At 42.2% G+C, this 13,716-nt stretch carries 12 protein-coding genes; 3 read left to right on the top strand and 9 right to left on the bottom strand.

Annotation, left to right across the window (positions count from 1 at the left end; all coding sequences use genetic code 11):
• Positions 1-177: 177 nt before the first annotated feature.
• Positions 178-363, bottom strand: a complete 186-nt coding sequence (locus tag BKL49_RS06905; protein ID WP_244151969.1) for a zf-HC2 domain-containing protein — start codon at positions 361-363, stop codon at positions 178-180.
• The gene (locus BKL49_RS06900) at positions 350-916 is read right to left on the bottom strand and encodes a sigma-70 family RNA polymerase sigma factor (protein WP_077423885.1); all 567 of its coding nucleotides are present in this window, start codon (positions 914-916) and stop codon (positions 350-352) included. Before BKL49_RS06900 ends, BKL49_RS06905 begins: the two co-directional genes overlap by 14 nt.
• Positions 917-999: 83 nt before the next feature.
• On the opposite strand from BKL49_RS06900, the gene msrP reads away from it, so the two are divergent.
• Positions 1,000-1,920 (top strand): protein-methionine-sulfoxide reductase catalytic subunit MsrP, encoded by a 921-nt coding sequence (msrP, locus tag BKL49_RS06895; protein WP_077423883.1) that lies wholly within the window; start codon positions 1,000-1,002, stop codon positions 1,918-1,920.
• Complete coding sequence (locus BKL49_RS06890) at positions 1,920-2,504, top strand: protein-methionine-sulfoxide reductase heme-binding subunit MsrQ (RefSeq protein ID WP_077423881.1); 585 nt, start codon at positions 1,920-1,922, stop codon at positions 2,502-2,504. The genes msrP and BKL49_RS06890 overlap by 1 nt, the downstream gene beginning before the upstream one ends.
• Positions 2,505-3,053: 549 nt before the next feature.
• Here BKL49_RS06890 and mutS read toward each other — a convergent pair.
• The 5 genes from mutS to rimO form a co-directional block, all read right to left on the bottom strand.
• A complete protein-coding gene (mutS, locus tag BKL49_RS06880) occupies positions 3,054-5,639 on the bottom strand; it encodes a DNA mismatch repair protein MutS (RefSeq protein WP_077423877.1) in 2,586 nt (861 codons plus the stop codon).
• A 110-nt stretch (positions 5,640-5,749) separates the two neighbouring features.
• Positions 5,750-6,694 carry an alpha/beta fold hydrolase gene (locus tag BKL49_RS06875; protein WP_077423876.1) on the bottom strand — a complete coding sequence of 315 codons (945 nt, stop codon included), beginning with the start codon at positions 6,692-6,694 and terminating at the stop codon, positions 5,750-5,752.
• Between the two features lie 84 nt (positions 6,695-6,778).
• Complete coding sequence (gene asd, locus BKL49_RS06870; protein WP_077423874.1) at positions 6,779-7,894, bottom strand: aspartate-semialdehyde dehydrogenase; 1,116 nt, start codon at positions 7,892-7,894, stop codon at positions 6,779-6,781.
• Between the two features lie 141 nt (positions 7,895-8,035).
• Entirely contained in the window at positions 8,036-10,069 is a 2,034-nt protein-coding gene (locus BKL49_RS06865) for a UDP-glucose:protein N-beta-glucosyltransferase (RefSeq protein ID WP_077423872.1), read from the bottom strand.
• 23 nt (positions 10,070-10,092) lie between these two features.
• Positions 10,093-11,430 (bottom strand): 30S ribosomal protein S12 methylthiotransferase RimO, encoded by a 1,338-nt coding sequence (gene rimO, locus BKL49_RS06860; RefSeq protein ID WP_077423870.1) that lies wholly within the window; start codon positions 11,428-11,430, stop codon positions 10,093-10,095.
• A 157-nt stretch (positions 11,431-11,587) separates the two neighbouring features.
• Here rimO and BKL49_RS06855 point away from each other — a divergent pair, with 157 nt between their 5' ends.
• Complete coding sequence (locus tag BKL49_RS06855; protein WP_077423868.1) at positions 11,588-12,307, top strand: MgtC/SapB family protein; 720 nt, start codon at positions 11,588-11,590, stop codon at positions 12,305-12,307.
• A 134-nt stretch (positions 12,308-12,441) separates the two neighbouring features.
• On the opposite strand, the gene BKL49_RS06850 is transcribed toward BKL49_RS06855, so the two are convergent.
• The gene (locus BKL49_RS06850; RefSeq protein ID WP_077423867.1) at positions 12,442-13,122 is read right to left on the bottom strand and encodes a 3-keto-L-gulonate-6-phosphate decarboxylase UlaD; all 681 of its coding nucleotides are present in this window, start codon (positions 13,120-13,122) and stop codon (positions 12,442-12,444) included.
• Between the two features lie 108 nt (positions 13,123-13,230).
• The gene (locus BKL49_RS06845; RefSeq protein ID WP_077423866.1) at positions 13,231-13,698 is read right to left on the bottom strand and encodes a PTS sugar transporter subunit IIA; all 468 of its coding nucleotides are present in this window, start codon (positions 13,696-13,698) and stop codon (positions 13,231-13,233) included.
• Positions 13,699-13,716 lie beyond the last annotated feature (18 nt).

Raw genomic sequence — 13,716 nt, 5'->3', positions numbered from 1 at the left:
TTTTTTATCCTCTGTACTTTTATTTACAAATTTAAAATGATTGGATATTGTGCGAATATTGTTACGACTATAACTGTAAAAGGCGAAAAGTGCGGTTAAAAACAGTGTAGTTTTGCGTGTTTTGTTCTTGTATGAAAAGACCATCACAAATCTAATCACTACCTATTTTCACTCACTTTATTTCTCCCCTTTTCCCTGACCATAGTCTTTCAACAAATGATGCAATCGTTTGGTGTTTTTACCAAAAGCCCGACAATACGGACAAATGAGTAAATGGGTTTTAAGACGAATTTTCTGATAAGTCGACAAGGGTTGCTCATAAGATAATGAAATAAATTGAGTCGCTTGTTTACATCGCATCATTTTCACCATTAAACCAATTTCTTGCCAAACAAACCTGCAGTTGTAATCTGGCACGATAAAGTAACACATTAAGGTTACTCACTGAAATTTCGCATTCTTGGCAAATCTCTTGAGTGGCTAAACCGAGATAGTTACGCATCATAAAAACACGAGCTTGTTGAGCGGGGAGTTTATTTAAACAAAGATGAAAAATTGCCCAAAATTCACTCTTATACACCGTAGCTTGAATACCGGTCCATTCCGAAGGAGCATCATTTTCGCTCCAATGCCCTGTCTGGTCAAAAAAATTTTCAATCTCGTGATCTTCCACCAATTCCGATACCGGGATCGGTTTCTTTCGCTTCAAAGCATCAATAATTTTATTTTTAAGAATGGAAAATATCCAAGTTTTCAAAGCTGATTTTCCGCAGAAAGTATCTGCATATTTATAGGCAGATTCAAATGCTTCTTGAACAATATCTTCCGCTAAATTTGAATCAGAAAGTTGTAATACAGCAAATTTAAGCATTTGCAACCGTATTTCATCTAATTCTTTATTTGATAGGTTATACATTTTGTTTTTCTAATTTTTTGTAAGGATTTTAAATGATTTTCGTCAAACAAGAAAACTATTTTTATAAAACAAGGAGATAAACGATGCTAAAACAATCAGATGTTACCCCTGAAGCGATTTTTAAGCAAAGACGTAAAATTATCGCAGCCCTTGGTCTTGGGGCGGTGGGGGCATTGTTGCCAAAAACAAATTTTGCGGAAACCACGTCCCGATCGCCCGATAAACTGATACTGACCCCCGAAGAAAAAGTGATCGGTTATAATAATTTTTATGAATTTGGGGTAGATAAAGGCTCGCCTGCCCAATACGCCAAAGATTTTAAGACAAACCCGTGGCAACTTGAGATTGACGGTGAAGTGGAACAACCTTTCACCCTTGATTACGCCGCTTTAACCAACACCTTCCCGTTGGAAGAACGTATTTACCGTTTTCGCTGTGTCGAGGCGTGGTCAATGGTCATTCCTTGGCAAGGGTTTGAACTCGCCCGTTTAATTGAAAAAGCCAAACCCACCGCCAAAGCCAAATATGTTGTCTTTCATACACTGTTTGATCCGGAACAAATGCCCGGACAAAAAAATCACTTTTTCGGTGGCGGCATTGAGTACCCTTATGTAGAAGCCTTACGCTTGGATGAAGCCTTAAACCCACTCACCTTGCTTGCAACGGGCTTATACGGAAAGCCGTTGCCACCACAAAATGGTGCGCCGATTCGATTGGTTGTGCCGTGGAAGTACGGCTTTAAAAGTATCAAATCCATTGTCAAAATCACCTTCTCGGAAACCCGTCCGCTCACCACTTGGGAAAAACTCGCCCCGCAAGAATACGGTTTTTACGCCAATGTGAATCCGAATGTGGATCATCCTCGTTGGTCGCAAGCCTCCGAAAGGGTTATCGGCAGTGGTGGATTGTTCTCGGTTAAACGTCAACCAACCTTAATGTTCAATGGTTACGAAAAAGAAGTGGCACAGTTGTACACCGGTTTAGATTTAAGGGAACATTTCTAATGCTACGTTTTTGGCAAATATTAATTCATTTATGCTGTCTTAGCCCGGCAATTTGGTTGGGCTATGCCTTAAGTGGCGACAATCCGAACCTGCTCGGCAGTGATCCAATTAAAGAAATTGAGCATTTCCTTGGTTATACGGCAATCATTATTTTTTGTGTGATGTTTTTGGTTGGGATAATGTTGCAAGTATTGCGTAAAAATCAGTACCAAATTTTACGCCGACCACTTGGATTATGGGCTTTTGTTTGGGCCGCATTACACGTTACAAGCTATTTTATGCTGGAATTGGGGCAGGATGTCAGGTTATTCTTCAGCGAACTGTTTAGCCGACCTTATTTAATCTTGGGGTTTATCGCCTTTGCTATTTTAACGGTCATGGCGATCACCTCATTACCTTCACTTAAGCGTAAACTCGGGCAAAAATGGTTTAAAATCCATCAATGGGCTTACCCCGCCATTGGGTTGGCAGCAGTGCATTATTATTGGTCGGTGAAAAGCGTTACCCTCGCCCCGCTCGTAATCGGCGCTTGCGTATTCGTGATTTTGTTGTGGAAATGGCTTTCACCAAGGTTTCTTCGTTAAGCCTTCATAAGGGAAAACCTGTCATCAACCGGTTTTCCCTTTATTTTCGGTATTATGTTGCCGTTGTGCAATGAAGGGGTTATTTGAAAAAGGACGACAGCGTGGCTGTCTCTACTATTCACACTATTTTTTCTTTGTGCATTTGTTTCATCACGCCACCAAATTTTCTTCCTCTGTTTATCAAGAGAAATGCTTGAAATACCCAATTTTCCTTCCCTCTCTCCATTTACAAAAGAATGTGCCTTAGGCTGAGGGAGAGAAAAGTGCGGTTATTTTTCACAAAGTTTTTGCGACTACGTTACAATCCCTCCCTCAGTCACTTCGTAACAGGTTACTCTCTTCGCTCGCCCCTTTGGGGTCGTAGGCAAAGCCAACGCTCAAATGTAAGCATCAGTCCTCCGCAAGCAGAGAGAGTGAAGAAAATATAAACGATGTGTTCGGGGTAAGATGTAAAGGATGTTATCAGGTTGCCCCCCTTTCTCTCTCCGCTTGCGGAGGGAGGTGCCGCAGGCTGAGGGAGGAAAAGTACGGTCATTTTTAGGGAGTTTTTTAACTCACCAGTTTCTTCAACTGATATAAATATGCCAACGCTTGTTTTGGGCTGAGTTCATCGGGGTCGAGTTTTTCAATGGTTTCCCGTAGAACATCCGTTGTTTGTTCAAACATTAATTCGCCTTGATTTTGATTGGCCTCACGCAAGGCTTGAATTTGTTGATCCGCCGAATGTCCGGCGTTTTTTTCTAATTGCGTTAATTTTTGTTTTGCCAATTTTATGACAGGTTGTGGCACACCTGCCAATGCCGCCACCGCCAAGCCATAACTTTTACTTGCCGCTCCCTCTTGCACGGCGTGCATAAAAGCGATGCTATTGTTGTGTTCCAATGCATCCAAATGGACGTTTTGAATGCCTTCAAACTGTTCCGGCAAAACGGTCAGTTCAAAATAATGGGTGGCAAATAAGGTGAGGGCGCGAGTTTTTTTCGCCAACCATTCGGCACAAGCCCAAGCCAGAGAAAGTCCGTCATAAGTGGATGTTCCCCGCCCGATTTCATCAATCAGCACAAGGCTTTGTGCCGTGGCTTGATGAAGAATATTTGCCATTTCCGTCATTTCCACCATAAACGTAGAACGACCGGAAGCAAGATCATCCGATGCGCCAATGCGGGTGAATATGCGATCAATCTGCCCGATTTGCGCACTGTCTGCCGGTACAAAACTACCGATATATGCCATTAGCGTAATCAACGCGGTTTGGCGCATATAAGTGCTTTTACCGCCCATATTCGGGCCGGTAATGATCAGCAAATGGCGATCCGAATTCAGTTCAACAGGATTGGCAATAAACGGCTCTTTTAAGACTTGTTCCACCACCGGATGGCGACCGTTTTCAATGCTCACCCGAATATCATCGCAAAAAGTCGGCATTACATAATTTAAGGTGTCCGCACGTTCTGCCAAGTTCACCAATACATCCAGTTCTGCCAAGGCAAGGCTTGCCATTTGCAATGCCCCTAAATACGGTAACAATAAATCAAACAATTCCTCATACAGTTGTTTTTCTAATGCCAATGCCGCCCCTTTGGATTTCAGCATTTTATCTTCATATTCTTTCAATTCGGGGATGATGTAACGCTCGGCATTTTTCAAGGTTTGGCGGCGTACATAATGGATTGGAGCTTTATGCGCCTGCCCTTGGCTGATTTGAATGTAGTAACCGTGTACGGCATTAAAACCGATTTTGAGGGTATCAATGCCCGTGCTTTCACGTTCCCGTTTTTCAAGATTTTCAAGATATTGGGTTGCGCCATCAGAAAGGGTTCGCCATTCATCCAGTTCGGCATTGTAACCTTTGGCAATCACGCCACCATCACGAATTAATAAAGGCGGCGTTTCGATAATCGCACGCTGAAGCAAATCACATTGTTCGCTAAAATCGCTAATTTGCCCGAAAAGTGCGGTCAAAAATGGCGGTGTTTTTTGTTGAACAATGGTTTGCAATGCGGGAATTTGCTCCAATGCGGTACGCAAACGGGTTAAATCACGTGGACGTGCCGAACGCAATGCTACTCGAGCCAAAATGCGTTCCATATCGCCCACTAATTGCAAGTAAGGTTGCAACTCATCCACCAGATCAAAATTGAGAATTTCCGCAATGGCTTGTTGGCGTTGTTGCAATTTTTGTCTATCCCGAATCGGTTGGTGAATCCAACGTTTCAATAAACGACTGCCCATTGGCGTGACGCATTTATCCAACACGGAAGCCAAGGTATTTTCCGTTCCGCCGGCAAGGTTTTGGGTCAGTTCTAAATTACGGCGTGTCGCTGCATCAAGCTGAATGCAGTCTTGGTTTTGAATCACACTAATACTTTGAATATGTGGCAGTGCCGTACGTTGTGTTTCTTTTGCATATTGCAACAGGCAACCTGCGGCACTTAATCCCAGTGGTGATTTTTCCACGCCAAAAGCACGAAGATCTTTTGTCCCGAACTGGCGGTTTAATAAGGTAATGGCGGTACTAAGTTCAAATTCCCAAATCGGGCGGCGGCGTAAACCTTTACAATGTTCAATCGCTGCCATTTCGGTAAAATCTTCACAATAAAGCAATTCAACAGGGGCAATGCGTTGCAGTTCTGCCCGTAAAGTTTCTTTATCTGCCGGCTCACAAAGCTGAAAACGACCGGAAGTCATATCCAAGGTGGCTAAACCAAATTTGTCTTTTTCTTGATATACGGCTGCAATGAGATTGTCTTGCCGTTCCGGCAATAAGGCTTCATCACTCACGGTGCCGGGGGTGACAATCCGTACAATTTGACGTTCCACCGGCCCTTTACTCGTTGCCGGGTCACCCACCTGTTCACAAATTGCGACCGGTTCTCCCAACTGAACCAATTTGGCCAAATAACCTTCCACCGCGTGATAAGGCACACCTGCCATTGGAATAGGCTCGCCTGCCGACTGTCCTCGTTTGGTTAAGGAAATATCCAATAACGCTGCCGCTTTTTTCGCATCGTCATAAAACAACTCATAGAAATCCCCCATCCGATAAAACAGCAAAATATCCGGATTCTCCGCTTTAAGTTTGAGATATTGCTGCATCATTGGGGTGTGTTGTGAAAAATTTTCTTGAGAAATCATTGAGTTACCTGTTTATGTGCTAAAAATCGGCAGAAATGCGATCAGTAAATGGGGCTTATTTTAGGGCTTGAGGGAGAAAAAAGCCAATAGCAATCCGGTACAAGTTTAAATTATGCCCTTTCAAAGAATTGGGTGATTTGGGTCATTACCTTTGATCTTAATTCATCCCGTTCAAATAAAATTTCGTGTTTGGCGTTTTGGATTAATTCGCACTGAGCATTGGGGAAAAGTGCGGTGAGTTTTTCCAGTGTTTGGTTATCGACAATTTTTTCTTTTTCCGATTGTAAGATTAACACCGGAATTTCAATGCGTGGAATGATGAGTGGTAATCGTTTGATGGCATTAAGACATAAATGCACCCAGCGAAAAGTAGGGCCGCCGAGGTGAAGTTCGGCGTATTTTCGGTTTATCCGATTCATCCATTTCATTCGGGTTTTACAAAAACTAAGTTCGTTATTTTCTAAATGTGCCGGTTTATACGCACCTTTGCCGAAGACATAACGTTTCCCCAGTCCGAATAAATTCATCGTGGCGATAATTAATTCATCCCGAATCGGGTGTTTTAGCGGCACGCCAAAAAAGGGGGAGGATAATACGGCTTTTTTGATGTGGTGGTCGCAATTTGCCAAATAATAGGTGGCAATTAATGCCCCAAGGGAATGGGCGAGTAAATGTTGAGTTTGATAAGCAAAAAGTGCGGTGGTTTTTTCGATGATTTTTGCCATATCTTCCACATAGAAACGAAATTCATCCAAATGCCCTTTTTCCGTCTCTTTTAAAAGCCTGTCTGAGTAACCTTGTCCGCGGTGGTCAAAAAGTAAAACATCATAGCCTTGGTGGTAAAAATCATAGGCAAGTTCCGACCATTTCAGCATATTTTCCGCTCGTCCATTCACCAAAATCATCAATTTTCTGACCGCACTTTTATTGTGAACAAAATGACGATAGGCAATATTGATGCCATTTTTCCCATTCAAATATTGCGTTGGAAATTGTTCAAAGAAGGGAAGCAGTTCGGTTAAAGCAAATTGGGTGAATTGAGGTTCTCGGATCATAGATATTTTAGGCAAGGTTTATTAGCCGGAATGATGTTGAAAATAAAAAAGGTGTGCGAACCCTCGGTTCACACGCCTTATCAATTATGCGACTAATTGTTTTAAAATTCGGCGAACCGGCTCTGCGGCACCCCATAATAATTGGTCGCCCACGGTGAACGCCGCTAAGTATTCAGGCCCCATTGCCAATTTGCGTAAACGTCCAACTGGTACACTTAATGTGCCGGTGACTTTAGCCGGTGTTAGTTCACGCAATGTGGTTTCTTTGTCGTTTGGAATGACTTTCACCCATTCATTGTGTGAGGCAATAATTTGTTCGATTTCTTGCAACGGTAAATCTTTTTTCAATTTAATTGTGAAGGCTTGGCTGTGGCAACGTAATGCACCGATACGCACGCATAAACCGTCCACCGGAATTGGGTTGTCACTCAATCCCAAAATTTTGTTGGTTTCGGCATAACCTTTCCATTCTTCTTTGGTTTGTCCTGTTTCCGGCAGTAATTTGTCAATCCAAGGAATGAGGCTGCCGCCTAATGCTGCACCGAAGTTTTCGGTTGGGAAATTGTCGCCACGCATTTCAGCCGTTACTTTACGTTCAATTTCTAAAATGAAAGAAGCGGGGTTGGCTAATTCTTCTTTCACCGCATCACGCAATAAGCCCATTTGGGTGAGCAATTCACGCATATTTTTTGCACCGGCACCGGATGCCGCTTGATAGGTAGCGACAGAAATCCATTCCACCAAATCTTTTTCAAATAAACCGCCGATTGCCATTAGCATTAAGCTGACGGTACAGTTTCCTCCCACAAAGGTTTTTACGCCATTTTTTAAGCCTTCGGAAATCACGTGTTGATTCACCGGATCTAATACGATAATGGCATCATCTTTCATACGCAGTGCAGAGGCGGCATCAACCCAGTAACCGTCCCAACCGGTGGCTTTTAATTTAGGATAAATTTCGTTGGTGTAATCACCACCTTGGCAAGTAACAATAATGTCCAACTTTTTCAATTCTTCAATATCAAAAGCATTTTTCAGCTCGCCTGCCTCTTTACCGGCAAACACCGGCGCTTTTTGTCCTGCTTGTGATGTGGTGAAGAAAACAGGGTTTAAATCCGCAAAATCATTTTCTTGCACCATACGATCCATTAAGACGGAACCAACCATTCCGCGCCATCCAATAAAACCAACGTTTTTCATAGTGTTTCCTTAATTGTGTTTGAATGGCGTTATTAATTACAAGATAGTATTTGTAAAATCAAGTATTTTTATCGGGAAGGAGAAGAAATTTATTAATTGATTAATTTTCGTCAATAAAAAATCCCCTTTCGGGGATTTTCATTATTTTTTAGCTTTCTTTACGGTTTTTCCGCCGGTTTTCTTTTCTGCAGTTTTGGCTGCAGATTTACCTTCGGATTTGACCGCACTTTTTTTGCTTGTGGCGGCGGTTTTGGTTTCAGTCGCTTTTTTAGTCGCCGACTTTTTCGCTGCCGCTTTTTTCTTCGGTTTTTCACCTAAATTCGCCACTTTCCATTCATCAAATTTTTCTAACAAGACTTTACCCATTGGGCTTGGATCGCCGGTAAAGAGGGTTTTTAAGCCATTGGTTTCAATAATATGGCGGCGTAAAGCTAAACGTTCTTCGTGATTTTCAGCCAAACGAATTGCACGTTCAACATATTCATCTACAGTGTTGGCAATTAACCATTCCGGTAAACCTAAACGTTTAAACAAGCCTTCGTCAATGTGTTCGTGAACTTCCGGCCCGGTTTTACAAATGCCCACTAAACCAAGCGTCACCATATCGATAATTCCGTTGGTATTGCCGAATGGGAATGGGTTTACCATCATATCGCAGTTATGCAAAATTCTGAGGTATTGATGATATGGCGAATGGGCGTGAGCGGTTGCATCATCACCTAAATAGGATTTAATAAAACGTTCAACATACGGATGGGTAATACCGCTTGATTGTCCCAATGCGAAGTGGAAATGCACTTTCACTTTTGCACGATCACGGATTGCTTTCAACGCTTCTAAGAAATATGGGTTTAATTTCATCGTTGTTGAAGCGATACCAATATTCACCACTTCCGGATTTTCACGTAAGCGATACTCCACATTTTGCGGTGCAAGGGCGGACGGTACGTAAGGAAGGGCATCCTTCGGCAAGCGTAGCAAGGTTTCACTGAAACAATCTTCAGAACCCACGTAGTCATCTTCCACAATGACATATTCGATAAAATCAGAATGGGTAGTTGCCGGATGTCCCAACGCAATCACTTGGATTGGCGCAAGTCTTGTGTTGCTGGCAAAAATCGTGGTGAGATCCATACCGATACTCGGCATATAGAACACCGCCGCACCGTTTTTATTACAAATATCTTTAATTAAATGCAATTTATCGAAAATATTGTTGCCTTCTAATAAATGAAACTCATCAAACACCGCTCTGCCGGCCTCATCCACCGCTTGGCTACCAATACCAATTAAATGGAAGCGTTCACGTGCCGCCACCATTGAGGTGGAATGGGTACGATAAATAGAATGTGCGGAATGGAAATGTTCCAACAATACCACCATCACCGGTTTGCCGTTTCTTGTGCCAATTTGAGTAACATCACGATCTTCCCAACCTAATTCAAGCAAATGGCGGCGGATAACTTGGTTCAAGGCTTTTTTCACTAAATGTTTGTTTGAGGCAATGTCATAACTACAATGCATATACACATCGTGAGAAATACCGCTTGGCAGGTTATTCAAATTGTTAAGTTGCGCCAATTTTTCCGGGAACCATTGCAATAATGCACCACGTTTACCGAATGATTGTTGCGTTCCGATAAAACGAGGGGATTGCAATGCAAAACAAAGTGAGGCACAAAGTTCCGGATCAAGCGTCCACAAGGCATCTAAATTTAGGCTAACGTTTGATTCCGGCAAATATAAAATACAGAATTTAATTAATACCGCTTGTGTCGGATCTAAATGAATATCCAATGGATTTGTCGGTGCCGGATTACGGTTGTAAGTTTGTAAAATGTGATCAGCATTGACAAAAGGTGAGGAGGCAAAAATTAAGTTTAACCAACGTTGCAAAGTAAAGAAACGTTGCGCACCGGAAAGAGAAATTTCTAATTTCGGATCACTGAATAACTGCGTGATCGCAACCGCCATACGGGTACAAAAATAAACGGTTTTTTCTTGTTCTAATTCGTTTAATTGTTCAGGGCAATCAAATTCAATATCTTGAATGCCACCGAAATTTGAATCAATTTTGCCAAGAATATCGAGTAATTCTACACACGCCGCTTCATAATTTTTAGCTGCCACTTCTTTTTCAAAGCGTGCAACATTTGTTTTTTTCACTTCAGACATTTTATTTTTCCTTTCGATTTTAACTAACAGGTTCCCCAAAGATCGTATTCATCCGACCGGGTAACGGTTACTTTAATCACGTTACCAACTTTTACATCAATGCCGCTTAAATTATCCACATAAACTAAGCCATCTACTTCCGGTGCATCAGCCTTAGAGCGTCCGATGATTCCTTCATCATCAATTTCATCGACTAAAACATCAAGGGTTTTGCCGATTTTCAATTTTAAGCGATTCGCAGAAATTTCTTGCTGTAATTGCATAAAACGATGGAAGCGTTCTTCCTTCACGTCTTCCGGTATTTGCTCCGCCATCTCCGTTGCCGGTGCGCCCTCAACAGGACTAAATTTAAAACAACCTACTCGGTCAAGTTGTGCTTCTTTTAAGAAGTCTAATAATAATTGAAAATCTTCTTCCGTCTCGCCCGGAAAGCCTACAATAAAGGTAGAACGCAGGGTTAAATCCGGACAAATTTCACGCCATTTTTTAATCCGCTCCAAAGTGCGGTCAATAGCACCCGGTCTTTTCATTGCTTTGAGAATTTTCGGGCTGGCGTGTTGTAACGGAATATCTAAATAAGGCAACAATATGCCGTCTGCCATTAATGGAATTAAATCATCCACGTGCGGATACGGATAGACATAATGTAAACGCACCCAAATACCAAGTTTTCCTAACTGTTTGCAAAGGGTGATTAAATCATTTTTGATAGGCATTCCGTTCCAAAAAGCGGTTTTTACACCACCATCTTGGCGTTTTAAATCCATTGCATAAGCAGAGGTATCTTGCGATACCACAAGCAATTCTTTTACACCGGCTTCCGCCAAACGCTTGGCTTCATCCAATACTTGGGTAATAGAACGGCTTTCCAAATCCCCCCGCATAGAAGGAATAATGCAGAAAGTGCAACGATGATCACAACCTTCCGAAATCTTTAAGTAAGCATAATGTTTCGGGGTTAATTTCACGCCTTGTTTCGGCACAAGACTGGTGTAAGGGTTATGCATTGGCTTCGGCACATATTTATGTACCTGTTCCATTACCGCTTCATAACTATGCGGGCCGGTCACTTCCAACACTTTTGGATGTACTTCACGAATACGGTCTTCTTTTGCCCCCAAACAACCGGTAACAATGACACGACCGTTTTCTTCTAACGCTTCACCAATGGCTTCCAATGATTCTTGCACCGCACTGTCAATAAAACCGCAGGTATTGACGATCACCAAATCCACGTTTTCATAACTCGGTACGATGTTGTAACCATCGCTGCGCAATTCTGTCAAAATACGCTCGGAATCCACCAAGTTTTTTGGACAACCAAGGCTTACAAAGCCAATATTTGGTGTAGAAGTCTGCATAAAGCCCTATCTCTATCTGCTCATATTTAAGTCGGCAGATTCTACTCAATTTCCCCTGAGAAGTCGAACAGATAAACGTAAAATATTGTAAATTTAAGTATATTTTTATTTTTCAAATCGCTAGAATTGACGGATTGTTTTTTGCTCAAATCCCCTTATGGAAAATTCACCGCTTATTTTGACCGCACTTTTAGAATCCCTTCATTTAACCATTCTTGGAAAAATGTTTTTGGCATTAATTTTAGGCAGTATTATCGGGCTGGAACGTGAACTCAAACACAAACCGGTCGGCATTAAAACCTGTGCCATTATTGCCATTACCACCTGCACGCTCACCATTGTTTCTATTCAGGCGGCGGAACATTATGCGCAGGTGTCGGAAAATATTCGTACCGATCCAATGCGTCTTGCCGCTCAAGTTATCAGTGGTATCGGTTTCTTAGGAGCTGGGGTGATTTTACATAAAAAGAACGATGCAATTTCAGGTTTGACGACTGCGGCAATTATTTGGGCGGCTGCCGGAATCGGTATTGCAACAGGAGCAGGTTTTATTTTTGATGCCTTGATCGCCACAGCGATGATCTTAATTGCCATTCGATTCAGTCCAATGGTACAACGTTTAATTCGTCGTAAAGGACGCAAAAAGAAAACCAAAATTATCATTCACCTCAGTGCTTCCGATGATATTGCGGCAATCACCAATTTATTGATTCAAAATGATTACCGTATTGAAAATCTTTCCGTAAAAGATTTGGCGAATGGCGAGGTGCGTGTACAAGTGAGATGTTTCGCGATCGATACAACAATGATTAAAGATGTTTACACACTGCTCAAAACAGAAGAAGGCGTACTAAGCGTGGAGTTGTTTGAAAATTAAAAGGGATAAGTACAAGCAGAGATTTTATATTGACTTGCTCCGCCATAAATGCCAGCGAGAAAATCTCTCATATTTTTGACGATTATATAGGGTAAAACCTTATGTTTTACCCTATTTTGTTTGAAGAAATTAAATTATGCCCAGTATTTGTCGATTTCCGCACGAATGGCTTCGGCGGTGGCTTTGCCTTTTTCACCCACTAAAGCACGGCCGGCAATAAAGGCTTTGGCATTTTTAATTTCTTTAAAGAGGTGAATATCTTCAGGTACGATACCGCCGGTGATAGATAATGCTAAGCCAAGATCAGACAGTTGTTTCATTAATTCCACATCTTCCGGTGTCCAACCTTTGCCGGCAAGTTCGGCATCGCGGGAGCGGTGATAAATAGCTTGTTTTACGCCAAGTTCTACCCATTCCTTCGCATCTTTTTCGACTGTCCAGTTGCCGTAGATTTCGATTTGAATTTCTTTTTTCACTTTTAATTCGGGATGTGCGGCATTAAATTCATCCGCCACTTTTTTACACGCCGCTTTGGTGGCAGGATGTGCCGCTGCAGAAACGGTCAGCCAATCTGCACCGGCTTCAAATGCCATTTTCGCCAAAATTGCACCGCCGTCTGTGGTTTTTAAATCGCATACAATAATGTGATTTGGGTGCAATGCACGCAAGGTGCTAACCGCTTTCATTCCTTCTGCACAGGCTAAAATCGTGCCGACTTCAATGATTTCAACCACTGATTCCGCCTGTTTGGCATCGGCAACGGCTTTTTCAAGACTTAAAGAATCCAGTGCGATTTGGAGTAAAGGTTTAGACATAGTATGTTCCTCTCAGTGAAATAAAATTAGGTGCTTTGGGATGAAGTGCGGTCAATTTTGAAGAAATTTTTCGTTAAAAAATCTATTTTTTAACCGCACTTCGCTTGATTAGCCGTTTAATGCTTTATCAATGGCGGCGTAAACCTCTTCTGCCGTATTGCATTGACGGAAACGGTTTAAATCTACGCCATCATCACTATCCGGATCATCAAGCACTTGGGTGATTTCCATTAAGCCCTGCATATGTTGATCGGAGTCGCTGCCGGCGAGAGTAATAAGCACATAAACCGGATCATCTTCTCCCTCAAAATAAACCGGTTCGGTTAGCGTGACTAAAGCGAAAGCGGTTTTCACCACGCCTTCTTCCGGTCGGGAATGTGGCATTGCCAAGCCCGGTGCCAAAATGATGTACGGCCCTAAACTTTCAATATTACTGACGATAGATTCATAATAGCGGGGTTCAATCGCACCGGAGGCTTCCAATAAATCTGTACCAATTTTTATTGCCGCTTTCCAATCTGTGGCGGTTTGATTGAGTTTAATTGAGTTATTGTCAATAAGTGATTGTTTTAACATAGTCCGCTCCTTAATTCT

Origin of the sequence: Rodentibacter myodis (genome assembly GCF_001999305.1) — a bacterium.
Classification (GTDB): Bacteria; Pseudomonadota; Gammaproteobacteria; order Enterobacterales; family Pasteurellaceae; genus Rodentibacter; species Rodentibacter myodis.
Note: the sequence above shows the minus strand (reverse complement) of the source record. Positions and strands in the feature narration are given on the sequence as shown.

Coding starts and splice junctions, on each gene's coding strand:
- BKL49_RS06905 (WP_244151969.1), bottom strand. CDS start 363: ATGATGCGATGTAAACAAGCGACTCAATTTATTTCATTATCTTATGAG.
- BKL49_RS06900 (WP_077423885.1), bottom strand. CDS start 916: ATGTATAACCTATCAAATAAAGAATTAGATGAAATACGGTTGCAAATG.
- msrP (WP_077423883.1), top strand. CDS start 1,000: ATGCTAAAACAATCAGATGTTACCCCTGAAGCGATTTTTAAGCAAAGA.
- BKL49_RS06890 (WP_077423881.1), top strand. CDS start 1,920: ATGCTACGTTTTTGGCAAATATTAATTCATTTATGCTGTCTTAGCCCG.
- mutS (WP_077423877.1), bottom strand. CDS start 5,639: ATGATTTCTCAAGAAAATTTTTCACAACACACCCCAATGATGCAGCAA.
- BKL49_RS06875 (WP_077423876.1), bottom strand. CDS start 6,694: ATGATCCGAGAACCTCAATTCACCCAATTTGCTTTAACCGAACTGCTT.
- asd (WP_077423874.1), bottom strand. CDS start 7,894: ATGAAAAACGTTGGTTTTATTGGATGGCGCGGAATGGTTGGTTCCGTC.
- BKL49_RS06865 (WP_077423872.1), bottom strand. CDS start 10,069: ATGTCTGAAGTGAAAAAAACAAATGTTGCACGCTTTGAAAAAGAAGTG.
- rimO (WP_077423870.1), bottom strand. CDS start 11,430: ATGCAGACTTCTACACCAAATATTGGCTTTGTAAGCCTTGGTTGTCCA.
- BKL49_RS06855 (WP_077423868.1), top strand. CDS start 11,588: ATGGAAAATTCACCGCTTATTTTGACCGCACTTTTAGAATCCCTTCAT.
- BKL49_RS06850 (WP_077423867.1), bottom strand. CDS start 13,122: ATGTCTAAACCTTTACTCCAAATCGCACTGGATTCTTTAAGTCTTGAA.
- BKL49_RS06845 (WP_077423866.1), bottom strand. CDS start 13,698: ATGTTAAAACAATCACTTATTGACAATAACTCAATTAAACTCAATCAA.